The 23262-nt window shown below is 43.7% G+C and carries 27 protein-coding genes; 14 read left to right on the top strand and 13 right to left on the bottom strand.

The window, feature by feature from the left end; genetic code table 11:
• Position 1: 1 nt before the first annotated feature.
• From yidC to rpmH, 4 genes are read right to left on the bottom strand one after another with little or no spacing between them, the layout of a single operon-like run.
• A complete protein-coding gene (yidC, locus tag KAH81_04745; protein MCK5832964.1) occupies positions 2–1726 on the bottom strand; it encodes a membrane protein insertase YidC in 1725 nt (574 codons plus the stop codon).
• A complete protein-coding gene (gene yidD, locus KAH81_04740) occupies positions 1726–1974 on the bottom strand; it encodes a membrane protein insertion efficiency factor YidD (protein MCK5832963.1) in 249 nt (82 codons plus the stop codon). The genes yidC and yidD overlap by 1 nt, the downstream gene beginning before the upstream one ends.
• On the bottom strand, positions 1964–2296 hold the full coding sequence (locus tag KAH81_04735) for a ribonuclease P protein component (protein ID MCK5832962.1): 333 nt from the start codon (positions 2294–2296) through the stop codon (positions 1964–1966). Before KAH81_04735 ends, yidD begins: the two co-directional genes overlap by 11 nt.
• 2 nt (positions 2297–2298) lie before the next feature.
• Entirely contained in the window at positions 2299–2460 is a 162-nt protein-coding gene (rpmH, locus tag KAH81_04730) for a 50S ribosomal protein L34 (GenBank protein MCK5832961.1), read from the bottom strand.
• Positions 2461–2865: 405 nt separating this feature from the next.
• Here rpmH and KAH81_04725 point away from each other — a divergent pair, with 405 nt between their 5' ends.
• Positions 2866–3801, top strand: coding sequence for a metal-dependent hydrolase (locus tag KAH81_04725; GenBank protein ID MCK5832960.1), 936 nt, complete (start codon positions 2866–2868; stop codon positions 3799–3801).
• Positions 3792–4667, top strand: coding sequence for a hypothetical protein (locus KAH81_04720; GenBank protein ID MCK5832959.1), 876 nt, complete (start codon positions 3792–3794; stop codon positions 4665–4667). The genes KAH81_04725 and KAH81_04720 overlap by 10 nt, the downstream gene beginning before the upstream one ends.
• Here KAH81_04720 and hypF read toward each other — a convergent pair.
• The gene (hypF, locus tag KAH81_04715; GenBank protein ID MCK5832958.1) at positions 4664–6928 is read right to left on the bottom strand and encodes a carbamoyltransferase HypF; all 2265 of its coding nucleotides are present in this window, start codon (positions 6926–6928) and stop codon (positions 4664–4666) included. The genes KAH81_04720 and hypF overlap by 4 nt on opposite strands.
• Before the next feature lie 285 nt (positions 6929–7213).
• Here hypF and KAH81_04710 point away from each other — a divergent pair, with 285 nt between their 5' ends.
• The 12 genes from KAH81_04710 to KAH81_04655 all read left to right on the top strand — a co-directional run bounded on the left by KAH81_04710 (position 7214) and on the right by KAH81_04655 (position 16720).
• Positions 7214–8710, top strand: coding sequence for a terminase family protein (locus tag KAH81_04710; protein ID MCK5832957.1), 1497 nt, complete (start codon positions 7214–7216; stop codon positions 8708–8710).
• Positions 8711–8859: 149 nt separating this feature from the next.
• Positions 8860–10266 (top strand): phage portal protein, encoded by a 1407-nt coding sequence (locus KAH81_04705; GenBank protein MCK5832956.1) that lies wholly within the window; start codon positions 8860–8862, stop codon positions 10264–10266.
• A gap of 4 nt (positions 10267–10270) precedes the next feature.
• A complete protein-coding gene (locus tag KAH81_04700; protein MCK5832955.1) occupies positions 10271–10759 on the top strand; it encodes a hypothetical protein in 489 nt (162 codons plus the stop codon).
• 98 nt (positions 10760–10857) lie between these two features.
• Complete coding sequence (locus KAH81_04695; GenBank protein MCK5832954.1) at positions 10858–11991, top strand: DUF5309 family protein; 1134 nt, start codon at positions 10858–10860, stop codon at positions 11989–11991.
• Positions 11992–12214: 223 nt separating this feature from the next.
• Positions 12215–12586 carry a hypothetical protein gene (locus KAH81_04690; GenBank protein MCK5832953.1) on the top strand — a complete coding sequence of 124 codons (372 nt, stop codon included), beginning with the start codon at positions 12215–12217 and terminating at the stop codon, positions 12584–12586.
• A gap of 32 nt (positions 12587–12618) precedes the next feature.
• A complete protein-coding gene (locus tag KAH81_04685; GenBank protein MCK5832952.1) occupies positions 12619–13080 on the top strand; it encodes a hypothetical protein in 462 nt (153 codons plus the stop codon).
• Positions 13081–13088: 8 nt separating this feature from the next.
• Positions 13089–13397, top strand: coding sequence for a hypothetical protein (locus KAH81_04680; GenBank protein ID MCK5832951.1), 309 nt, complete (start codon positions 13089–13091; stop codon positions 13395–13397).
• Positions 13385–14650: a hypothetical protein gene (locus tag KAH81_04675; protein MCK5832950.1), complete on the top strand. Its 1266-nt coding sequence runs from the start codon at positions 13385–13387 to the stop codon at positions 14648–14650. The genes KAH81_04680 and KAH81_04675 overlap by 13 nt, the downstream gene beginning before the upstream one ends.
• Positions 14647–15408: a hypothetical protein gene (locus tag KAH81_04670; GenBank protein ID MCK5832949.1), complete on the top strand. Its 762-nt coding sequence runs from the start codon at positions 14647–14649 to the stop codon at positions 15406–15408. Before KAH81_04675 ends, KAH81_04670 begins: the two co-directional genes overlap by 4 nt.
• 8 nt (positions 15409–15416) lie before the next feature.
• Positions 15417–15635, top strand: coding sequence for a hypothetical protein (locus tag KAH81_04665; protein ID MCK5832948.1), 219 nt, complete (start codon positions 15417–15419; stop codon positions 15633–15635).
• Positions 15636–15643: 8 nt separating this feature from the next.
• Positions 15644–15979, top strand: coding sequence for a hypothetical protein (locus tag KAH81_04660; GenBank protein ID MCK5832947.1), 336 nt, complete (start codon positions 15644–15646; stop codon positions 15977–15979).
• 234 nt (positions 15980–16213) lie between these two features.
• Positions 16214–16720: a transglycosylase SLT domain-containing protein gene (locus tag KAH81_04655; GenBank protein ID MCK5832946.1), complete on the top strand. Its 507-nt coding sequence runs from the start codon at positions 16214–16216 to the stop codon at positions 16718–16720.
• Between the two features lie 291 nt (positions 16721–17011).
• Here KAH81_04655 and KAH81_04650 read toward each other — a convergent pair whose 3' ends face one another.
• From KAH81_04650 to KAH81_04615, 8 genes are all read right to left on the bottom strand, one after another.
• Positions 17012–17506 (bottom strand): hypothetical protein, encoded by a 495-nt coding sequence (locus KAH81_04650; protein MCK5832945.1) that lies wholly within the window; start codon positions 17504–17506, stop codon positions 17012–17014.
• Positions 17472–18023 (bottom strand): type II toxin-antitoxin system HicB family antitoxin, encoded by a 552-nt coding sequence (locus tag KAH81_04645; protein MCK5832944.1) that lies wholly within the window; start codon positions 18021–18023, stop codon positions 17472–17474. Before KAH81_04645 ends, KAH81_04650 begins: the two co-directional genes overlap by 35 nt.
• Position 18024: 1 nt before the next feature.
• A complete protein-coding gene (locus KAH81_04640; protein MCK5832943.1) occupies positions 18025–18453 on the bottom strand; it encodes a hypothetical protein in 429 nt (142 codons plus the stop codon).
• 139 nt (positions 18454–18592) lie between these two features.
• Positions 18593–18772, bottom strand: coding sequence for a hypothetical protein (locus tag KAH81_04635; protein ID MCK5832942.1), 180 nt, complete (start codon positions 18770–18772; stop codon positions 18593–18595).
• A 115-nt stretch (positions 18773–18887) separates the two neighbouring features.
• Positions 18888–19790, bottom strand: a complete 903-nt coding sequence (locus tag KAH81_04630; GenBank protein MCK5832941.1) for a 3-phosphoglycerate dehydrogenase — start codon at positions 19788–19790, stop codon at positions 18888–18890.
• Between the two features lie 95 nt (positions 19791–19885).
• Positions 19886–20977: an alanine--glyoxylate aminotransferase family protein gene (locus KAH81_04625; GenBank protein MCK5832940.1), complete on the bottom strand. Its 1092-nt coding sequence runs from the start codon at positions 20975–20977 to the stop codon at positions 19886–19888.
• Between the two features lie 392 nt (positions 20978–21369).
• A complete protein-coding gene (locus tag KAH81_04620; GenBank protein MCK5832939.1) occupies positions 21370–22200 on the bottom strand; it encodes a PHP domain-containing protein in 831 nt (276 codons plus the stop codon).
• A gap of 45 nt (positions 22201–22245) precedes the next feature.
• Positions 22246–22872: a cyclodeaminase/cyclohydrolase family protein gene (locus KAH81_04615; GenBank protein MCK5832938.1), complete on the bottom strand. Its 627-nt coding sequence runs from the start codon at positions 22870–22872 to the stop codon at positions 22246–22248.
• Positions 22873–23262 lie beyond the last annotated feature (390 nt).

Below are 23262 nucleotides of genomic sequence, written 5' to 3'. Positions count from 1 at the left end.
TTTATGCTTTGATTAAAGCGTTTTTACGATTGGATTTATACTCCACCCACAGGGTTTGAGCAAGTGAGAAAACATTGAAACAGAGCCAATACAGAACCAATCCCGAAGGCATGTTTCTAAACATGAACAGGAACAGAAGCGGCATCATATAAACCATAGCCTTCTGTTTAGGGTCTTTTACAGTCATTTTTTGCTGAAGGAACATTGTACCAGCCATTAGAATTGGCAGAACATAATAAGGGTCTTTTGCAGAAAGGTCCTGTATCCAAAGGGCAAATGGTGCTCCACGAAGTGCAAACGAATTTCTCAGCATGGCAAAAAGAGCAAAGAAAATTGGCATTTGTGGTAAGAGGGGAAGGCATCCGCCAAGAGGATTTATTTTCTCTTTTTGGTATAGTTTCATCGTTTCTTCGTTGAGTTTCTTGACGTCGGTAGAATACTTTTCCCTAAGTTCGGACATTTTTGGTTCGAGATCCTTCATTTTCTTCATACTTTCCATTTGTTTGCGTGATAATGGATAAAGTGCAAATTTAATGAGAATACTGAACACAATAATAACTATGCCATAATTCCGAAGGAACACGAATAATAAATCAAATATCCAAATGAAGAACTTAGTGATAGGCGCGAGCCATGACCAACCGAGGTCCACGGTTTTCTCAAAATCTCTGCCATATTGTCGCAGTGTTTTCAGATCACGAGGACCGATATATATTAAATCATGTCTGGTATATGGGACATCACTGCCGAACATGCTAAGTCCAACCCCAATAACGGGGATTTGTCTATCTGCACCATCAAATTTATCGGATGAATACCAAACCCCATCGCAGCGAACACCAGCGGCTTCTCCTTCTTGTGGGGCTATGACGACCGCGAAATACTTGTTTAGAGTAGCTACAAATTTTGTAGAACCATCATAGGAAAAGCGTGGAATATCGCTTTTCCCGAACTTCTCGCTAGTGTAATCGTTTCCCATCATATAACCAGCGCGATAGCTTGTCGAGACATTGGTTTTAACTGCAGGGTCCGAAGGCTCTAGGCCCTTGCGCCACCAAAGGATGGTTTCGTCGAGTGGTGCTAAGGTGCTGTCTCCAGCATATAACACGGTGTGGTCGAATGAATAATCATCATATCGGAAATGATATCTTCTCTGGAGAATCCCTCCTTCGGGAAGTGATGCAACGAGAGTAATTGCGCCCTCGTTTTCAATTTCCGTTAGTATCAATGAATCGATATCGGATACAAAACTAAGGCTTGCGGACGTAATTGATTCTTTGCCCCTGAAACCGATTATCTCGAAGGTTGGGCCTTCGATCTCGCTGTGGCAGAAATTCATCGGTTCGCCAGAGACATCGGGATATTCTCTGCTCAAAAATGAAATGAAATCACCACCTCTAGAGGTGATTTCGCAATTATAATACTTTGTCTGGACAAATATTATTTTCTCAGGAATTGTATCGGGATAAAACGTATTGTCTTTCTCTGCACCAAGACTGTGTTCAGCAAGAGTTGTATCTCCGCTAGGGGAAATCTCGGTTTCTGTGAGACCTTCCGAATGGATAATTGCATTTTCGTTTGAGCGGGTGATATCAGTTTCCGCAGTAGCGAGAGAATCGGATTCAAGTTGGGTTTCGGATTTATTTCCTACAAGCTTAGTGTAATAGGGCATGAGTATTAAAATTGCCGCTATTACTATTATTCCAATTATAGTTCTTTTGTCCATTATTTCCCCCGAACGGGCGGAACCGGATCGAATCCGCCGATATTGAAAGGATGACAACGACTCAATCGCCTAAGGGATAGCCAAGCGCCTTTAAAGATGCCGTGGCTTTCTATGGCTTCATAGGCATATTGACTGCAGCTTGGATAAAACCTGCAGGAGTTAGGTATAACCCGCCCTATAGACATCTGGTATATCTTAATAAGGCCGAGAAACGGCCATTTGATTATTTGGGTAATCTTAACCGGCATCGGTAACTCTCTTGGCAAGCTCACAAATCTCTTTGATTATTTTTTTTGAACTTCTTTTGCCATGTCGTATTATAATAAGATAATGCTTATTTGAGGGGAACATACCAATGTTGATTCTGATCCACTCGCTTAAAACCCGGCGGATTCTATTTCTTTTAACAGCTTTGCCCACGCGTTTTGGAATTACAAAACCAAAAGCCATGTTATCTTTACAATCGACGACTTTTAAAACAATATTTCTTTGAAAATAAACAAGCGCATTGCCACGAAACTCATCAAAGGCTCTGCGGCCTTTAAGTCGAAATTTGAGTGGCAAGGCCACTTTTATTGTTTTTTCTCGCCCTTGGTAGTAACTTCGACGCAAAGCCTATGGCGGCCCTTTTTGCGTCTTCTTGAAAGAATATCTCGACCGTTGTGCGATGCCATTCTGGACCTGAATCCGTGTTTTCTCAGACGTTTTTTAACACTCTTTTTCGTTATGCGCATATCAATTCCTTTCGGATTATCTATATATATGAATTCGAAAATATATCTCTGTTTCTCGATATGTCAATATATAATTTAATAGCTACCTAGCTGTAAACACATATGGAATTTCTCACTTATATGTAAAACCATATTTCATGTGTTTGTATTATCCAAAAGCTAACATAATAATTTATATTTGTTTGTATGAAGAAATCATACAGCCTTTTCAAACTTTGAATTATTCGTTTTATTTTTTAGGTAAACTTGCGCTTGATATGCAAGTAATGGATTTGACAGTTACTTATTTTTAACATATCAATTTTAACTTAAAACGGTATTGGGCACTATTTATATTAGAACTCGAGTTTTTTGGAATAACATTGCCCTTTATTTAGGCCCAATTATTGCATATGATAACTCAATATGGATAACATCGCTCATACATTATCCGGGATTGTAATCCGAGACTCCACTCAGAATACCCTTTCAAGAAACAAGGTTTTTTTTGTTGTGAGTCTGTTTGCTGCGAATGCCCCGGATATAGATATTGCGCTGATGTTAGGTGGTGCGGAAACATACTTGAAATACCATCGCGGTTTCACCCACTCGATTATCTTTATACCATTTTTTGGGATTATTGCGGCTCTATTGGCTTATTTTTTCTCGAAAAAGCAGCTTCCTTTTTTAAAACTGTGGTTTTGGTTTTCTTTGATGGTGTTTGTTCACGATACCATGGACTGGATAACGAGCTATGGCACACAGCTGCTATGGCCGTTTTCGAAAACGCCATTTTCGGCCAATCTATTTCCTATTGTCGATCCTATACTAATAGTCCTCATGTTTGTTGTGGTTTTGGTTATTACATTTAAACCAAGGACTCGGAGGAGAGTTATAATCTTCTTTTTGATTGCGTTATCCGCCTATTCAGCTTTAAGAATACACTCCAAAATAGCTTCTAAGAATAAAGTGATTAAGAGTTTTGGTCAACCGGAGCAGGTTTACTCTTATGTTAATACAGAGAAATTAGTTTTTTGGTTTAATCCTACGCTTTATCGGGTTGTTACTGTCGAGGGGGATTCGGCCAAGAGTTTTGCGGCATCAGCTTTTTCTAGAGAAATCGAATTTCAAGGTGTATATGATCTTCTTGATGAGGGTGATGATTTTTTCGATGATATAATCTCTTTCGAACTCTCAAGGACCTATGTCGAGCGTTCGCGTTTGCCTGTGATAAAAAGGCGCGACGATGTGCTTCTGCTTTCGGATTTGAGATATTCAGGAAATATTGGACAAGCAGGGGGATTAGTATTATATTTTCCGCTAAAAGAAGGCCGTATTTCAGGTGAGCCGAGATGGTTTTAACAATAAAGAACAATTTTTTATCGATATTAATTCTCGGAATATTAATTGCTCCGTTTCACGTATCTGCCCACCTGCCTGCAGGATATCTTATTCGAGATATATCTGACCTAGGATTGGGTTGGGCAAACAGGCTTCAATGGTATCCTGGCGAATCCACCGCAGTGTGGATAGAGATTCCACCGAATAATCGACATCTGGCGCGTCTCGTCGAGTGGAATAGACTATTCAAACGGACGATTATCCCTGCTGGGGTTAGGGATATAGCCTGCGGCACTGTCGATTCCGTGAATTATGTTCTTTGCTCGATTTTGGTTTTAGATACTTTATTCTGGGATAATTTAGGGATAGAGCTTTGTCCCGAAAGGGGTAAGAGTGAACAGGTGAACTTGCCATCGGGGACTATTCCAGGTCTCGTTTCATGGGATTGCGAGACAGATACTCTTTGGTTTGCACTATGCTTTCGTTCTGAGAAAACGCCGGTAAGGTTCTACCAGACTTTTGATTCCATGGCGATTCAAACGGAGAGACCTTTGCCTTTTGGCACAAGATTTCCTATTGGCGCACCGCCGAGTGATACCACGGGTCCATGCTATCAAGCGATTTTCCAAAAAGATTCACCGATGGAATTAGACTTGACCGATGGGAATTTTATGATCGGGATAATTCCCGACTCCGATCTCGATTTTATTATCGATGCTAACGAGCTGATTATTATCGACAATGGCGATTCACTTCGAATTAAGCCGAAAAACTGCAGCTTAATACTAGATATTGCTTGGTCTTCCGATGGTAAAAACGCTTTGCTTTCAATTTTTGGCACGCCATCGAGAGTGTCACTTCTCAATCTGGTCTGGCCGGAGGATTAATCAATGCTTAACTTTTTAAGACCATAAAGCGCTTGGCCAATTGCCAATCCGGCATCTCCGGGTGGGATTTGCTTGTTCCAGTGAGGTTCGAGTCCATTTTCTCGAAGGCCTTCAGCTACTAATCCTAAAAGCACAATATTCTGGAAAACTCCTCCGGTTAAGATAACTTTTTTAATGGAATGCTCGCGACAAATAGTTATCGATGCCAAAACCAGAGCGTTAGCAAATCCTCGATGGAAACGCGTTGATATTAGCGAAGGAGATTCATTCTTTATCGCGTCTTTTGTCGCTGAGATTACAGCAGTCGAGGGGTCTATTGACTTACCATCGAAACCGAATTCGTAAGCTCCATCGATTGATGAGTCGAAGGCGGCCATCAGTTTTTGAGGGCACTCGCCCTCGAATGAATTATAGCTACAAACACCAGAAATAGCGGATATGGAATCGAAAAGGCGACCAGCACTTGAGGTAAGTGGTGGTCTGTTTTGACGGATTAATTCGAGAATGGTCGAGCCGTTTTCGATTTTTGGTTTAAATAGTTGGTCTGTATAATCGAGAGCACAATCTCCGAAGGCTTTTTGCAGCCATGAAAGTGCCATTCGACGAACATCGACAGCAGCGCGGTCGCCTCCAGGTTGTGGGACACATGTTATATGACAAACACGAGAAAAATCGTTGTAATCAGAAATGAGAAATTCGCCCCCCCAGATAGTGCCGTCCGCACCATAACCGTAGCCATCGAGCGCAATCCCCAGAATCGGCCTATCAGCCAGTTGGTGCTCTGCAATAGCCGACAGGATGTGTGCATAATGATGCTGTATTTGAAGGAAGGGTAAGCTCAATTGACGCGCAAGTTTTTCGCCTTTGATAGTTGAAACATAATCGGGGTGAAGATCGCTGATGATGACCTCGGGTTGGATATCGAGCCATTCGAGGTAGCGAGCTAGGACTTCATCGAAATATTCACTGGATTTCGCGCCCTGCAAATCACCCAGATATGGTGATAGAAAAGCCTCATTTCCGCGAGTTAAACAAAAAGTGCCTTTAAGGTCTGCGCCGACAGCGAGGACCGAAGGACCTTCAACAGGAAGTTTGATGGCTTTCGGCACATAGCCTCTGCTTCTTCGAATAACAATATAATCCCCCTTGAAAACGAAACCGAGAGAATCATCGGAGCGTCCTACGATATCTCTATTGTGAACCAGAAACATGTCGGCAATATTATCGAGGTTGGAAACTGCCTCGTTGTTGTCGCATATAATCGGCTCATCACGGCGATTGCCACTGGTGGCGATTATCGCGTCGATAGACATAGAATTAAAAAGAAGATAATGAACCGGTGCGTAGGGCAAGAATATGCCTATTCTGTCGAGATCGGGCGCAATGGATTCCGGCAAGGTGCAGTCTATCTTTTTTTTTAATAACACAATCGGTGCACGAGGAGACTTTAACTCTTCAGCCTCGTCCTCAGATATATTGCATTGAAGCCCAACAGCGTCTAAATCGCGTGCCATAATAGCAAATGGTTTATTTGGGCGGTTTTTACGTAAACGAAGCTTTGCTACTACCGATTTGTCGAAGGCATTCGCCATAAGATGGAAACCGCCGATACCTTTTACTGCGATTATACTGCCGCTTTCGATAGCTTTTGCCGCAAAAGCTATTGGGTCTTTCGACTCAATCATTTTACCATCGCTATCGAGAAGTGTATATTGCGGTCCGCATGTAGCGCAAGCATCGGGCTGGGCGTGAAAGCGACGATCGATAGGATTCTTATATTCAGCACTACAATCTTCGCACATATGAAATATGGACATTGTCGTGTTTGGCCTGTCGTATGGTATTCTCTGGACGATACTATATCGAGGTCCGCAATTAGTGCAATTGATGAATGGATAAAGATAGCGCCGGTCTTGTGGGTCGAACAGCTCTCGCGCACAATCAGAGCAGGTGGCTAGATCCGGGGTTATAGCAGTAGGAATACCACCCATGTTTTCGCTAGAAATAATCTCAAATCCTCTATAGCCGATCGGCTTGACCGGTAGAACTTGAAAATCATTTATTTGTGCACTTGGCGGGAGATTCTTCTCAATTCCAAGAATGAACTCACCCAATCGCTTGCCTTCGGCATGTATAAAAACACCTTGGCTGTCGTTACGAACAAAACCCTTTAAATTGAGCGCAACCGCATATCTATAAACCGCCGGCCTAAAACCCACTCCCTGAACTATGCCACAAATTTTCAGCTGTGCCGCTTTCATGTTTGCATAATATCGACAGCGAAAGCCAAAAGCAATGCTTATTAGGCATAAAATCCCTAACAAGGAAAGAAGGATTGCAACACTCCAGTTTTGGAAGTGAATATCAGAGAAATCCCGAGAGAATCCCATGTAACCGGAATTTCTAATTGAAAAAATAACAAAGAATATGCCCGGCCGGTAAGAGGAATAAAATTTACATTGAAACTCAAAAAAACCTCTTGAAAAAATGGAAACACGAATATAATTACACGGCAAAGCGAAATATAAATATACGCAAAGGAATATATGTCCGAAAAAATAAAACCTAAGAAAAATAGTTCTGCTCTTAAATTTACCTTAAAAAACGAAGTGCCCACAACAGAGCAAAACCACATAAACCCAGAAAACGCAGTGATTGAAAGAATAGATAAAATAATCGCTAATCCCGATTTTAAAGTTAAAGAATTAAAAGATGCCACCGATCTTCTCAAAAAAATAGGTGAGATACCTGAATTTGTAAATAATGCACATAAATGTGTAATATCGCCCAAACTTTTCCCATGTCAAGAGAAATTTGTCGAGTCGAAGGCTCGATTCACTGCCTTTATAGGAGGTGTGCGCAGCGGCAAAACTTTCAGTGGTGCGCTGAAAGGCCTTAAAAGAGCGCTGCTACTTCCAACAACCGGAGCTGCAGTGGCACCGACGACAGGTATGGCTCGCGATGTCCTCGTTCCGCAGTATGCCGAACTCGCCGAAGGCAGAATTGCAAAGTGGAACGCCTCTATTGGAGATATGTTGCTCGACAACGGAAGTAAGATACTTTTTCGCAGCGCAGATAACCCTGATCGGCTTATGGGCCTCACTCTCGATTGGTTCCACCTGGATGAGGCGGCACAGCTTCCTAAAAGGGTGTGGGAGGTTCTTGTCGCAAGAACAATATCGACAGGCGGGCCGGGATTTTTATCAACAACACCACGCGGAAAAAACTGGGTTTGGAATCTTGTCCAAAGTTGGGCTGGGGATGCTGATGCGGAATTTTTTACAGCAAAAACGAGCGAGAATCCATTAATAAATAATGTTGAGATAGAACGTGCTCGAAGACAGATGGACTCGCGTTATTTTCGCCAACAGTTCGAGGCTAGTTTCGAGGACGATGGTTTTTGTGTTTACGAAGATTTTTCTCCGCAGATAAATATCCTCGGAAAACATTGGCAAATAAAGAATGATTGGCCTGTGTTCATTGGTATAGACTTTGGCTGGACTCACCCATCGGCTGTAATATGGGCACAATTATCGCCAAAGGGTAGGTGGGTGATCTTCGATGAGCTTGTCGAACAGCATCTTAGATTGGAAAGTATTGCTGCAGCAATTATTGGCGATGCGGTACCGCTTCCTGGGCGAAGTTTCCAAGCGAGAGTGCCGTATTCGCGAGTAGAGAGGATAATCTCAGGTGCTGAAGGTCTTCAATCGAGGCAAGAGGCCGGAGGGGAATCTTCGCTTTCTTCGATAACCGGTATGGGCATTACCAGGACGGCTGTCGTCCGTTCTCCGATACTTCAAGGGGTTAACGCGGTGCGCGCAAAGTTACTTTCGGCAAGTGGACAGGTCGATCTGGAAATCGACCCACGTTGCAAGCGCCTTATCGACGATTTCCAGAGTTATACTTACCCTATGGATAAAAATGGCAAGCCAATCGGAGAGCTTCCCCTTAAAGACAACGTTCACGATCACACAATGGATGCCCTTCGTTACATGATAGATTTCGTCACGCCTCTTAAAACTGCAGAATGGAGGTTTGGGTAAAAAATATTGAAAAGGGGGGGCTGTTCCACCCCGATATTCGCCTAACATTTTTCCATAAAATTTGGAATCAACAATGAGGGTCAACCAACGGTTGATCCTTTGTTTTTATAGAATATTAGAAAATCGATAAATCGAACGAAAGGAGAACCATGTTTCCAAAATCGCGTGCCGAAGAATGGGTAGAGAGAATCCTTCTCTCGGCAAAACTAGCAGTCCGCAGGAGCTTTAAAAGCGAGATGGCCAAACGGATAGACTACTATAACGACCGTCAGATACCCTATTTGCTAGAGCTTCTCAAGGAAAAATATAGTGATGCTTCTATGTTAGCTCTCGAACCAGAATTTGTTAATGTGATCAAAACAATAGTCGATGGAACCGCTCTGGTATATAGAAGCGGTGCTTCACGGATGCTTGTAAGCACCGAAGGCGATGTTTTACCTGAAGAAAAAGCCTTATGGGATTGGCTTATGTCTAACTCAAATTACGACGCAACGATAAAAACAGTTCATCGCATGGTGAAACTTTGTCGGACTGTTTTGGTAAAACCCTCTTTTCGCAATAAGTGTATTCGTCTCGATGTCCTCACGCCGGATCAAATAGATGTTATTCAAGATCCCGAAGACCCAACCGAGGCAGAGGCGATTATATATAGCCGCCCGCGCACAGAGACACTCGCGCCGGACGCACTCGTCTATCATTATTGGGACAGCTCGAGTTATCGCCGCTTCACCGCTGATGGTGTTATCCTCCGCATACAGGAGAATCCTGATAACGTCAATCCTTACGGGGAATTACCCTTCGTGCGTTTCGCAGAGACCCTGCCGCTCTCGAGTTATTTTGTCGATGCCGGCGAGGATTTGACAATTGTGCAGGATGCTATCAACCTTAAGCTCGTTCAGTTGAATCATCTTATCAAAATGCAGTCATTCAGTGTGCCAGTGCTTATAGGTTATGACGGCAAGGAAAAAATAGTAGTTGCGCCCGGAAAACCAATATCAATTCCTCTAAGCCATGTTGGCGGAGGGGCACCGGATTTCAAATTCGTCTCACCGAATCCCGCAATAACAGAGTGTCTCGGAGCAATACGCGAGGCGATTATGCGGCTTTCAAATACGTATCACATAAGTTCGGCGAATTATTCCATAAGCGGAAGCCAAAAGAGCGGTTTTGCATTGGTAATGGAAAACCTCGCGCTTTTCGAGGATAGGCAAAATGCGGTGCCATTTTACGAGGATTCTGAAGAGTTGCTTTTCAGGGTGATTAAGAAGGTTTGGAATACACATGCAAATTCTCTTCCTAATGCTCACCCCTTTAAGGGAATTCTTTTTCGACCACAGACCGGCCTCTCGGTGACAGTTCACGAGGTCAGGCTTCCTCAGTCCACCGAAGATGAAACCGCCGAATGGAAATTCCTTATAGAAAATGGCATGGCCACACCGATCGATTACATGATGATACGTTTCCAGATGACACGAGAAGAGGCCGAGGCAAAATACCGAGATAACGCCTTCTGGTTGGAAAACCACAATGAAACCAAATCCTTAGCAAAGAGGTAAAACTATGAACGATAATACCAACACAATCAATGATGATGCGCTTGTCGAGCAATTGCAGGCTAACCCTGAAGACATAAAAAAACTCATCATAGCTAAACGAAAAGCTAACGCAGAAGCAAGGGAATATAGAGAAAAACTCGAAGAAACAACCAAGATGGAATCCGAACAAGAAAACCTATCGACGAAGATCGCCGAACTCGAAAACCTACGCCTTCGAGATAATTTCTGTATCGAGGCAATGCGGGCGAATATTCGCCCCGAAAGACTAGATGCTGCTTTTAAGATAGCTCAATTCGACGAATCCGATGAAGATCCATCGAAGATTGCGATCGATGTAATATCACAGCTTAAGGATGGTTTTCCTGAGCTGTTCCAAGAAATGTTACCACCACCAAGGGTCGATAATGCAGGATTCTCGCGCTCAAAGGGCGATGAATTGACTCTTGCTAGGGCCGCTGGTGATACATTAAGCATGCTGAAAGCCTTACGCTAATGTGAAAGCTAAGGGAGGCGTCACGAAAATTCTGACGCCCCCCGAGAATGAAGCTTAACGATGATGAATTAAAAACCAACAAAAAGAAAGGAAACACAATGGAAACATCTTACGATTTCTCGAATCTTAAACGCGACTTAGGTGAAACTTTCGAGATTCTATCTAAAGGACAACACAACTTACTCTCGATAATTCCGATTCGAGGGAAAAGCAAAAACTACAAACACGAATGGCTCGAGGATGTTATCGAACCGACCATCGATGTCTTGGATGGCGCAATTCTCTCAACCGACACTGAGATCGATGTCGATACCGGCTCGAAGTTTGCTGCTGGAGATATTCTCGCTTTCGACAATTACGATGAGATCATCCGTGTAACATCTATTGATGGCGCGACTCTCACCGTATCCCGAGCATACGGTGGAACCAGCGCTGTTGGTATGGATGACGATACGGTAGTTAGGGTCATCTCGCGGCCGCGTTCAGAAGGAAGCGATCCTGGCTATGACGCGGTTACCGAACCATCTTCAGAATTTAACTATTCACAGATTTTCGACCGCACGGCTAAGGTCTCTAAATCTGCTGTAGCTTCTGAACACCTTGCTATAGAGGACCTTGTGGACTTTCACATTAAACATCACCTAGAATTGCTACAGATCGAGATGAATGCGGCAGTTATCTATGGCAGGAGATACGTTAATACATCCGACGCTTCGATTCCGAGAACCATGGGTGGATTACTCTATTTCCTCGATAAAGCTGATGGAAATGTAATCGATGCCGAGGCTGGAGCCATTAGCGCAGACGATCTCAACGATCTCATTGAAAAGATCGCTGCCGATGGTGGAAGACCTAATATACTGGTCTGCAATACCTTTCAGGCACGCGCTATCTCGGCTTTCAACACTGCCTCGGGTTCGACACCTACTGTTAGGACAACCTGGTCAGATGAGCGCACAGGTGGAGCTGTTTATGAATTTGTTGGCGATCTTCCGCTTGGTATGGTGGAGCGTATCATCATAGATACCGCTTTCCCTCAAGATAAGATTGCACTTCTAGATTCAACAAAACTTGCTCTTGTTCCCATGCGTGACCGCGCCTTTAGTGATCTTCCCGCAACCCCTTCTGAGGCTGCGGACTACATCGCAAGAAGAATAATAGGCGAATACACACTAGAGGTTCACAATGCTCTTTATGCACACGGCCTCATAAAGAACCTTGCAACGAGTTAGTGTATTCACTTCGATTAAATGCGCTCTTCATGGGCGCTGAGAGCTGTTATAAATTCACAGCCTAACGGTGAGCTGGAAATAGAGACAATATTTATAAAAAATCTAAATCTAGCACACCGATGATTTCGGGGGGCGAGGAAAGATTGCATTTCATGCCCCCCGAAAAATTACCCTCCAGAGACGCAAAAAATCGATCGATGGCCATAACAAATCAGGAGACATCATGAATTGGGAAACAAATGTATTATTTGACATCAACGATCTATACGATTTCGAATCGGAATCGCTCGAATCTCTTGATAGAATCGATAACCGAACAGCAGTGAAAGGTATCCTTGCTTCTCGAATACGCAAGGCCTATAACGAACTGTATGATGGTGAGATACTATCTTTAATTAAAAACCCGGAAGTTCTCCGAGAACCGGCGATTTTCCTTAATCTACACCTTGTTTTCAATGCTAATTCGACCGGCGGAGGTATATATGCACTTAAGGCAACCCAGTATTCAAATAAATTCGAGAGTGCTATCCAAACCGCATTACCTGCTATAGAATTCGAGGGTTTGGAGAAATCGGGCGTTGTGTTAATTAGATGATTAATAAAAGCAATTAAGAAAAGAGGAAAAGCATGGGAAAAACGACTTTCGATAGCGCGATCGACTCAATTGTCGCATCGTTTGCCAAACTTCAGGAAGAACATAAGCTATTGCTTCGGAATTCCGTTCGCGGATTCAAGCGGATCAGAGAAATAGCCGCAGGCGAATACCCAATCGCGATGACTGGCCTTGTTTCAGCGGAATTGGGCTTGCAAGAGAATTTTTGTGAGGGTTTAACTGTAATTCTCTTTAGAGGACGCAATCCGCAAGAGAACCTCGCAGAAATCAAATTAGCCGTGGTTGAAAAATTCAAAGAAGAATTCGATAATTTCGAACTTTCGAATATTGAATTCGGCGACCTTTTCCCCGGTTTTACTGAATCGGCCGAGGTTGAAACCTTGCCCGATGGCGCTTACTTGGCTTCGTGGCTTGGAATCGAACGCCCTGTAGAGGGTTTTTACATAGCATTCAACATCACAACCGATGCTAGTTAGGAGATAGTATGAAATTCCTAGAAATAATGATGCTAATCTCGCTTGCAGGATTTGCAGCTTGGGTTGAAGTGTCAGCCGATTCTGCACATACACTTATCGCTCCCGACTCGACAGGTATATCGGTTGTAGATTCGACTGTTGTTATCGAGGAAGATACTTCCGCAAATGGTTTAATCAGATCTGCGGGAATAATCTACCTTGCTGAAAGCGATACAATACTTCTACAAGAAATTGGCTATTGTGTGCCGCCGGATTCAACGCGAAGGTTTTTTGCGTTTTGTTCTGAATTGGAGAGGTGGTTTAAATGGGTAAAATAATCCTTGCTCTCTTTTTGCTGGTTACAGCACTGATTCCAGGGCAATACTGGATTCATTCATCTCTCGGCAACGACGCGTGGCCAGGGAATTCCCCAGATTCAGCTTTCGCGACACTTGGCGCTGCTACAGTTGCAATGAGCGGAAACGATACCGCTTTTGCTTGTGGAGTTTTCAACGAAACATTCAGTCTATCAAATAATATTCACGAAGGATGCTTCCTTTTCGCTTGGCCTGACAGCACAAAGTGGACAATCGATGGGGATTCGACAAGAAATTGTATTCAAATCGGAAGCTATTGCGGTAATATTGGCGAGGCCTTCGTTACCATAATCGACGGCAAAATTATAAATAGCCCCGCGAATTGTATTACGCTGGGCGATAAGGGAAGCGCGAAGTTTCAGTCTTGTTCGCTTTCAACGTTCGATGTTGGAATATATGCCATAACATCACAGCTTCTTATCGAGGATTGCTATCTAAATTCAGGAAAATTCTGTCTTTATCTAAACGCAAGCTTTGCACGGGTTTCTAATACCATTTTGACCGCAGAAACCGACTATTGCATTAAGGGACTCGAAGCAGGCATTTTTATATCTTCTCAGAATGAGTATTATGGTTATGGCGGTATCTGTGGTTATAGCGGTATAGCGGGTTTCTTCGATGAGGATGCGTTTTACGTCGATTCAATTGCTGTTTTAGCATATCGGTATCCTTCTCAGTCCTATGTGTTCAATAAGTGCCTTTTTACTGGTTCGCAACTCGGTATCACCACAAGTTATTATTCGACTAATAATCCTTTTGTGCAATTTACAAATTGCACCTTCGATTCAGTCGAGAATCCAATCAACATGAGCGGCAATAGAGGTGCAGTAAAATTACTAAACTGTATAATTTCAAATGCAGGGAAGGCTATCAATTCTTGCGATTTCATTCAAACTGATGGCCTTATCCTATTTAATTGCGAAACAGAAACCACCAACCTTGGAATGCCAATAAACTATTGGTCATTCGATCCGGAGTTAGATTCGCTCAAAGTCGCTCAGGCAGATAGTGCGAGGTTGATCGGTATAAATACAGCCTACGGCCTAACGGCTCCCCTATGGGACAATCGAGGAAAGTGGTTCCGAAGCGAATCTGGAATTCCTGTTATAGGTTGGCGAAGTCCATACAATACAGAAGTCTCATGGCCGGAATCGGGTGCTTCACATGTCGCTTTAAAATGGGGGATTATTGCTCCCGGAAGGAGATTACGATGAAATATTTAGCAACCTTACTGATAATCACAACGGCAGCGCTTTGCTTCATTTATCCAATAACTGTCGATCTTGTAGGCACCGATGGTCAAAGCGCATATGCGGATTCAGCTTTCTGTGCAGTATTAGCCTCAGGAGATACTCTTTTGGGATGGACATCTATGGATACTATCGGAAGATCGGCAACTTACGCATTTGCTTTTCCCGATTCAATCATCTTTGCAACCGCAATCGTGGCAGGCTTTTGGGAGGATTCTCTGGTTGATACCACGGCATTTACTATACCTATTGCAGCTAATCCAAATTTATTTAGGTCTATGATTGCAGAAACACTTGCCCTCGCCCACGGCACAGCCTCATGGGAGTCGAAGGCAATCCTTCCCTTCCTTCTAACAATGGATGAAGATGAATTTGCAGTTACTTTCTCAGGTGGAACTTCGAGGCAAATAATTGCATATAGAGGAGACAATAAGACTGTCGATATCTATATCCTGGGGGCAAGCGGAGATACAGTGGATATAACCGACGCCGAAGCTGTTTTCACTGCCCGCACCCGCGAGAGTGATTCTATTGCAGTGATAGTAGATACTCTCGATATTGTTGAAGGCACTAGCGGGCACGCACGACTCGAACTAAGTCAAGAGCAGACGACACTTATTCCGAAAAGCTATGCTGCTGATATTCAATTAACTTTCCCTGAAGGAGATGTTATAACCATATGGAGAAACCGCTTCATCGTTCGCTGGGATGTTACCCGTTAGGGGGAACCATGTCCGACGAATACCGTAATATATTTTGGAGACTTGCACCAATCGGTCTCTCGGTGATCATCGCCCTGATAGGAATAGTCTGGGGCATAACCTATGCCGAGCTTTCGAACCGGATTAACCGAATGGACGACATTATTTTAACTCAAACCGAGGCCGTTGGACGCATCGAGGCAAAAGTAGATTTGATTCTTGAGAACAACATTAATCTAAAAAAATAGGAGATAAAATGGAACAAATACTTATAACCATCCTCATTAAGGCGATAGTCCCTTTATTGTTCATTGCAATAGGTTTTCTCGCCGGGAAATACCTCAAGCCCTGGATCAATCGCAACTCCACGCGGATTATCCGAGCCAAGGAGATTGCTCTGATAGCAGATCGAATCACCGATGAGATGCTTCTTGTCGCACCTGCAGCTCACTGGAGCGAGTGGATAGACGAAGCGGTAGATCGGCTAATCTCTGCCTGCGGCCTTCCCGATGCCGACGATGCAAAATCTCTCGCACACCGTGAGATCGCCAGCCAGATAATGCAGAAAAATCTAGCTGGAGTGGCGAGGTAGAAGCGAACCGTGTCTCGCCTAGACATAAAGTGTCATTTCAAAAAGTGTAGCCAAGAATCTCCCACATTGATTATAAGAGATTCCTGGCTACGCTCGAAATAACAGAATCGCTGAGTGTCAAATCCACCTCAGTAATCAAGGTTTATACAAAATCTCCCGTAAGAACCTATAACCCATAAATCCTCAATTAGGCAACTTAATTTGATCCAATTTAGTTATTCGATAGGAACCGAAATGCAAAAAAATAAGTTTAATAATTTCTTTCGAGAATCGGCAATTAATTATTGGCCTCAAGAATGCGAAGCAAACGATAGTTTCTACTTATGGTTTGTTGCTCAATCGATTGCGGAAAGCGGCCTCGATGTCCGCGCGGTCTCGCGCGTTGGAGCATGCGGGCTGATGCAACTCATGCCAGCCACATGGCGAGATATAAAACTCTACCTTCACCACTTATCTGAAGATATCTTCGATCCAAAATCTAACATCGAGGCTGGTGTTTGGTATGATCGTTTCTGCTGGGATCGTCTCTCGCAGATACCCGATCTCCATGAAAGATTGCTTCTATCGTTCGCAAGCTACAACTGCGGCCCCACGCGTGCAAAAAAATTATTGACCGAGATCGGTGCTTCGACCTTCGCTGAAATAAAGGACAGGCTTCCCCGCGAGACCTCGTTTTATGTTGAGCGCATAGTAAAGTTCCATGGAAAATGTATGCAAGACATTATGGCGGTAGCCAAATAAATTATCTATGGAAAATTACTTATAAATCTCGTTTATTTATAAGTATATATTTGAAGGAAGAAAACGGTGGATTTCAAATCATGCTTAATTCAAAATATATAATGTAAAACAGATCTGTAATCCTTTGCCCCCTGTCATTCACTCTGAAGCATGAATGACAGGGGGATTTTTCAAATGCCACGCCGCAGTGGGTGGATGCGCGGGATAACATAAATTAAATCTATCTACAAAGAACGAACCTCCCGCGCAACTGAAGCTCCGCCACGCAGGATTTGACGACTGTATTTTGTATTAGTCGTTATCCTCTGATTTTTCAAAAACCGTTTTTAAAAGCGGCATTATGAAATGTCCCATATAGGATTCAGATATTAACTGGTCCAATGTCCTTCTGAAATAAGGATGTAAAATGTTTAGCAAACTGAATTCGAAGAATAGCGTAAAATTATATATATCGAACTGGGTAGTCTCGTAGCTGAATTCGGCTGTATAAGCTATTTCGGCTTCTAAAAGTTCTTCGTCGGAATCGACAATAGTCGCATTGTAAGTCAGAGTCGCAAACGCCCTTTGCGGATCTTTTGAATTAATAAAACTACCTTGAGGTTTAGGAAGGTCAATCGTCGCACCTCTAAGGTCTCTAAGATGTGCATCTGCGACTTTGTTAAACTTAATACTCGATAAGAAAATTGTTTCGAGTTTAAGTTGATTGATAAATTTCTGGTATTCTTCCGGTGAAACCTTATCGGTTGCTTCTTTAATATCCACCTGCTGCTGCGATTTTTTGTCCATATTCCTCTAATCCTTTGTTTTCATGGCATTCGGGTAAAGTAAAAATATTACGACCTGTATACTTCTTTCCAATAACCGTTTGTATTGTCGGTTCTTCCATTCTCAGCTTATATTCCCGATTAGTATTATTTATGCAATTCCAAAGACTATTGTTGATAAACGAGTTCAGGCTTCTGTTCTGTTGAACGGCTTTCTCAGACAATTTGAGATGCAAACTTACGTCCATACGGACTAAGAGTCTGACTATTTCCTGTTGCTTTTTGGGTTTAGGAGGTTTGTGCCCTTTCATAAAGGACATCAAGAACCAGTCCTTTTTGTCGGCATTCAGATCCGCGACCGCTTCATCCGGGGAATCGCCGTAACCGTCGCAACCGGGGAGTTCTTCTATCGTAGCCATCCAATAATCCTCGTATTGCATAATCGTTATCGGATAGTCATAGCCCATGTATTCTTCAACCTCTTCCCTATGCATACGCTCAGTTCTATCCAGATCTTCCTGAGTTATCATTTTCGACACTTCATACTCCTTTTCTTTTCTCTAATTCATCAAAAACTATTCTTAAAAACTGCTCGAAATCGAATCCCATCATTTGTTGAAATCTAATTCTGAAATTTCCCGTATATTTGCTTATCTGGTATACTTTCGTTTCCAATTTCGCACTATGACATCTATGAACAGTTAGATTTCCTTTTTTGTTTGGAATCGAGATAGAAACCTTGCTTCCTTGTTTTCCTGGTTTATAAACCGCTGAAAAAAAATACTCCATAAACTCAATTAGTGGATTTAGATCGAAGCAATCATCATGCCTGCCGCTATCTATAATATCAATGAGGAAACGAGCTAAATCTATTATCTCATACGGGCAATCCTGTATAAGTTTCCTAAAATTTGGACACGCTTTAAGTATGTTATTAAATTCTTCTATTAATAGATTCATCTTGCCCACTCAGTCATATGATACTACTTTGATATCAAATATACAAGCTAATTTTGATTTTTTCTGTTCTAAACTCTGCGCCGGATTGGAATTTCTTTCAATATTCGGTTTCATATCCCCAGCCTCAATTTCTGTTCGCTGGCTTTTGTTATGCGTTTGGCGCGTTCGAGGGAGCGGCGGTCGAGGCACGCCTCGACCTACGGTTTGGTTTGGGTTTCGTGCGCGCGGCGTATGCTTCGTTGTTATAATCGAGCATCATAAAGGAAATAAAGGGCAAGTAATGCGGCTTGTCAAGGACAGTTTTACCGAATACATGAAAATTTTCCATTTTCCGCTCAGTAATATCTCCTATCGAGTGCTGTTGTGGTTCGCTGGCGCGGGGGTGGAGGATAAAAAAAGGGATGACAAATGCCATCCCTTTACACTAATCCGTGTGAACGAATTTAGTTGAAATATTCCGCGAGAACGGAGATTACTTCCGTGCCGACGCGCTTCTGCGATTCCGCGCTGGAGGCTCCGAGATGCGGTGTGCAGCAGACGTTTTCGTGTTTTGGAGGATCGACGTTGTCGGTCGGTTCTTTCTCCCAAACATCGACGCCCGCACCGGCGATCTTGCCGGAATTAAGCGCGTCGAGAAGCGCCTTCTCATCGACGACTCCGCCGCGTGCGGCGTTGATTAGATATGCGCCGTCCTTCATTTTCGCAAGTTCGGGCGCGCCGATAACATACCCATCGCCCGACTTCGGGATATGCAAACTGACGAAATCTGAAGACGCTAAAAGGCAATCGATGCATTTTTTCATTTCGACGAAATCGAGCGGTGATTTTTCGACAAATTTATCGAATGCAATTACTGTCATGCCGAGTGCATTTGCTTTTTTCGCAAGCGACTGGCCGATGCGGCCTATCCCGATAATTCCGAGGGTTTTGCCGGCAAGTTCGATTCCCTTATATTGCTTTTTCAGCCACTCGCCTTTACGCATCGTCACATTTGATTTATGTAGATTTCTCGCGAGCGAGAACATGTGCGCGAGCGCGATCTCGGAGACTCCGTCGCTTGACGCGTTCGGCGTGTTGCGAACATCGACGCCCTTGCCGCGCGCATATTCGTGGTCGATATTGTCGATCCCGACACCGCCTCGGATAACTACGCGGAGGTTCTTGCCGGCGTCGATCGAGGGCGTGCGAACCTTTGTCGCACTGCGAATAACAACCGCTTCGTAAGGCTCGATATTCTTCGTGAGGTCCTCGACCGATTGACCGATTATGACATCGGCACCCCAGCGCTTTTTGATTTCATCGATAGCGCCCTGATCCATTTTGTCGCAAATCATTATTTTAGCCATGTTAGCTCCTTAAATTTAAAAAGGAGAATCCGGCGCACCACGACGGCATTCTCCCATTGTGTTTATAACTTATCGAGCGAAACGAGATTGCCCGATTAGAATCCGAGAATGTCGTCGATGTCCGCGAGAAGTTCGGCAATGTCCTTTTCGTAGATGTCGCCCATGTGCGCGATCCTGAACGCGGATTCCTTGAGTTTGCCGTATCCGTTGGAGATCATCTTTCCGCGTTTGCCGAGTTCTTTGTTGAGGTCGGCCACGGAGATGCCCTTTGTATTTTTGATACAGCTCAGGCTTACCGAGTAGAATCCCTCTTCAGGGAACATCTCGAAACCGTGCGATAACGCCCAGTCGCGAACCATCTTCGCCTGACGTTCGTGGCGCGCCCAGCGATTGTCGAGGCCCTCTTCGTCGAGGATTCTTTTGCACATTACATTAAGCGCATTAACGAGGCTGATCGCCGGTGTCGATGGCGTCTGGTCCTTCTCGTTCTTTTTGATATACTCGAGTAGGTCGAAATAGTAACCGCGATTCTCGACCTCTTTCGCGCGCTCGATGGCTCTCTCGCTGATAGCGGCGATAGCCAATCCCGGCGGGAGGCTCCAGGCTTTCTGCACACCGGCGAGGACGTAATCGATTCCCCATTCGTCGGTTTTGATCGGAACGGCCATCATCGCGCTCACCGCGTCGATTGCCATCAGAACCCCGGCGTCGCGGTATTTATTCACCACGGCTTGAATCTCTTTCGCGGGATTCATGAGGCCGGTCGAGGTCTCGTTCATAACGAGCATAACGAGATCAATCTCGTCGGCGCGCTTGGCGAGGACTTCGTCCACCATCTCCGGGTGGATTCCCATTCCCCAATCGACCTTGAGGTCGATAACCTCCTTGCCGTTCGCCCGCGCAATCGTTGCCCAGCGGTCGGAAAATGCGCCGCACTCAAGCGCAAGAATCTTCTTGCCCTTTCGGCAAAAATTGAGAACTGCGGCCTCCATAAGGCCTGTCGAGCTACTTGTCGATACGATAATCTGGTTTTTGGTATAAAGGCACTTCTGAACCCGCTTGGTAGTTTCGCCTTGAAGGTTCGAATAGTCCTTACTCCGATGGCCGATCATCGGCATCGACATCGCTTCGAGGATGTCGGGTAAAACTTCCGTCGGTCCTGGAATGAAAAGCTTTTTGTGGGACATAATCCCTCCATTTTTAGACGTTAATTATTCAAAGAAACAAAGCATATTGAATCAATATGCTATTTAATCATAATAGATTTGTCAAGGAATAAAAAAAGCCCCTTTTCACGAAGAAAAAATAGAGTTCTTCCTTTGTCAAAAAATAAAGTTAATATCACAGGAAGAATGCACTGGCAGGCAATTTGCCGAAACTGCAAATTGCGCGGTAGTGCCTATAAAATGCTAATGTATATATGTGTTTTTTGTTTGCCGAATTACTTCAGTTTAAGGCGTCTCGTGGTGGTTCTTGAAAGCAGAGACCTTTTTAAGGAATAATATATTTGTCCAAAGAAGCGCTATTATTGGCTAAGACTACCGTGTCGATTAAAAGGATAATGTGAATTTCAAAGTGTTTATGCTCTTTGTTTCAAATATCTATCCTTCAGAAGCGAAAAGACTCGGTAATTTACCTTGAAGATTCCCATTAGAGGAGTCCCTCTCCTATAGCCATGACAGTCCGACCCACCTGAGACAACAAGATCATTTGATCGAGCCAAATTGAGAATAGTCGAGGTTATTTGATGGTTATGACCTGGATAATATGCCTCGAATCCATTTATTCCCATACTTACTAATTCCGGCAGTTTTTTTATCATCCCGCCGGTAACACCGGGATGAGCAGCAATAGCAAGACCTCCGGCATTGTGAATGATGTTAATAGCTTCCTCCGGTGAGGGTGAAAGCTTTGGCAAATATGCTTTTCCACCTTCAGCAAGATAATATCTAAAGGCTTCATAAACGTTTTTTACAATGCCCTTATTGACCATATGTTCCGCAAGGTGAGGTCTTCCGATGGAAGCACCCGCAGCAATACGCAGAACTTCATTAAAATCGCAACGGATTCCACCTTCATTGAGTTTCTGACACATCGTCTCAATTCTGTGATAACGGGAATCGGCCATTCTATTTGTGAGATCAAGGAGAGCTTGGTTTTTATTGTCTATATAATAGCCAAGAATATGCATTCTCCCATCGAGTGCGGAAGAAGAAATCTCGATGGCTGGAATGAACTCGATGCCCTTTTTGAGACATAACGAGCGAGTTTTATCAATGGCGGCTACTGTGTCGTGATCAGAAATAGCAATCCCACTGAGACCGTAATTCCAAGCTCGTTCAACGATTTCTTCTGGTGTAAATGTTCCATCAGAGGCATTACTATGTATATGTAAATCGCAGTATTTCATAATGAAAAGAGTGCTAACAAGCTCTCTGTTATCGAATTATTTCAGTTATCCTATCCTTAAATCAGCAATCTCCATGACGCTTTCATAGAGTTCTTCAGCTTCATCTAAAAGGATTTCGCCTCGTTCGCTTATCTCCTCGAAAAATTGCTTATCTTTAATGCTAGATAGGTTAATTTCTACATTATACCATGCAGCATCGACAGCAGCGTTAAGCATTGCGCCCGCAACACCAATATCAGAAACTACATTTTTATTTCCGCTTTCGCCTGCTTCATGAGCAAGTGATAGCATCTTCACTGAAAGCTCGATTATACGCATGGGAATCTGAGTTGCTTTTAGTGTGGCGGCTTGAATGGCCTCGGTTCTTATCTTTTTTTCCTCGTCTGTTTCTTTTGGGAATTTATATGCCTTCATTATGCCCGAGAAAGCCTCGGCATCGAGATCGATGAGTTTGATAAACTCCTCGCGAACCTGTTCTGCCTCGCTAAGAATATCCGCTATGTTTTCCTCGACATTTTCATAACCTTTTTTACCAATGGTTAATCTACAAACCATCGAAATTAGGGCTGTTCCAAGTGCACCAGACATCGCTGCAACACTCCCGCCACCCGGAGCCGGCGATTGGCTAGCGAGTTCATCAAGAAAACAATTAATATCATGATCGACAAGCATTTTAATCCTCCTCGAATCGCATTTTTCATTCTTTACGAAGTCGCAAAATATAAGGATGTTTGCAAGTAGCGCAAGAGAAATTTTCAATTAATCAAAATAGCCTTGAAAGTTTTATCGTGTTTATACGAAATGTCTAGTTGAGAGGGGTTGGGGGGTTAAACGGGTGGCCTTCAAGCCGCCCTCTTCCATTGCAAAATTTTCATTATCCGAAGCGAATCGTGCGAAGCACGTTGAGCACAACATCCGTCGGCATTGCCGACCCGAAGCGAATCCGACGAAGTCGGTTGAGCACAACATCTGCAGGCATTCCTCGCCGGCTGGCACGCTATTTTCTACGTCCGATTTGGAATATTTGTCACATTATGTCGGACGAAAATATCGCGCCAGCCG

It is taken from the genome of bacterium (assembly GCA_023145965.1).
Taxonomy (GTDB): Bacteria; UBP14; UBA6098; order UBA6098; family UBA6098; genus UBA6098.
This window is presented reverse-complemented; position numbering and strand designations above follow the sequence as displayed.

Bases quoted from the DNA above. Each gene is read 5' to 3' on its own strand.
- KAH81_04615 (MCK5832938.1), bottom strand. From the start codon at position 22,872: ATGCTTGTCGATCATGATATTAATTGTTTTCTTGATGAACTCGCTAGC.
- KAH81_04710 (MCK5832957.1), top strand. From the start codon at position 7,214: ATGTCCGAAAAAATAAAACCTAAGAAAAATAGTTCTGCTCTTAAATTT.
- KAH81_04635 (MCK5832942.1), bottom strand. From the start codon at position 18,772: ATGGAAAATTTTCATGTATTCGGTAAAACTGTCCTTGACAAGCCGCAT.
- KAH81_04665 (MCK5832948.1), top strand. From the start codon at position 15,417: ATGTCCGACGAATACCGTAATATATTTTGGAGACTTGCACCAATCGGT.
- KAH81_04695 (MCK5832954.1), top strand. From the start codon at position 10,858: ATGGAAACATCTTACGATTTCTCGAATCTTAAACGCGACTTAGGTGAA.
- KAH81_04685 (MCK5832952.1), top strand. From the start codon at position 12,619: ATGGGAAAAACGACTTTCGATAGCGCGATCGACTCAATTGTCGCATCG.
- KAH81_04705 (MCK5832956.1), top strand. From the start codon at position 8,860: ATGTTTCCAAAATCGCGTGCCGAAGAATGGGTAGAGAGAATCCTTCTC.
- KAH81_04655 (MCK5832946.1), top strand. From the start codon at position 16,214: ATGCAAAAAAATAAGTTTAATAATTTCTTTCGAGAATCGGCAATTAAT.
- yidC (MCK5832964.1), bottom strand. From the start codon at position 1,726: ATGGACAAAAGAACTATAATTGGAATAATAGTAATAGCGGCAATTTTA.
- yidD (MCK5832963.1), bottom strand. From the start codon at position 1,974: ATGCCGGTTAAGATTACCCAAATAATCAAATGGCCGTTTCTCGGCCTT.
- KAH81_04650 (MCK5832945.1), bottom strand. From the start codon at position 17,506: ATGGACAAAAAATCGCAGCAGCAGGTGGATATTAAAGAAGCAACCGAT.
- KAH81_04700 (MCK5832955.1), top strand. From the start codon at position 10,271: ATGAACGATAATACCAACACAATCAATGATGATGCGCTTGTCGAGCAA.
- KAH81_04660 (MCK5832947.1), top strand. From the start codon at position 15,644: ATGGAACAAATACTTATAACCATCCTCATTAAGGCGATAGTCCCTTTA.
- rpmH (MCK5832961.1), bottom strand. From the start codon at position 2,460: ATGCGCATAACGAAAAAGAGTGTTAAAAAACGTCTGAGAAAACACGGA.
- hypF (MCK5832958.1), bottom strand. From the start codon at position 6,928: ATGAAAGCGGCACAGCTGAAAATTTGTGGCATAGTTCAGGGAGTGGGT.
- KAH81_04625 (MCK5832940.1), bottom strand. From the start codon at position 20,977: ATGTCCCACAAAAAGCTTTTCATTCCAGGACCGACGGAAGTTTTACCC.
- KAH81_04675 (MCK5832950.1), top strand. From the start codon at position 13,385: ATGGGTAAAATAATCCTTGCTCTCTTTTTGCTGGTTACAGCACTGATT.
- KAH81_04620 (MCK5832939.1), bottom strand. From the start codon at position 22,200: ATGAAATACTGCGATTTACATATACATAGTAATGCCTCTGATGGAACA.
- KAH81_04680 (MCK5832951.1), top strand. From the start codon at position 13,089: ATGAAATTCCTAGAAATAATGATGCTAATCTCGCTTGCAGGATTTGCA.
- KAH81_04630 (MCK5832941.1), bottom strand. From the start codon at position 19,790: ATGGCTAAAATAATGATTTGCGACAAAATGGATCAGGGCGCTATCGAT.
- KAH81_04720 (MCK5832959.1), top strand. From the start codon at position 3,792: ATGGTTTTAACAATAAAGAACAATTTTTTATCGATATTAATTCTCGGA.
- KAH81_04670 (MCK5832949.1), top strand. From the start codon at position 14,647: ATGAAATATTTAGCAACCTTACTGATAATCACAACGGCAGCGCTTTGC.
- KAH81_04690 (MCK5832953.1), top strand. From the start codon at position 12,215: ATGAATTGGGAAACAAATGTATTATTTGACATCAACGATCTATACGAT.
- KAH81_04725 (MCK5832960.1), top strand. From the start codon at position 2,866: ATGGATAACATCGCTCATACATTATCCGGGATTGTAATCCGAGACTCC.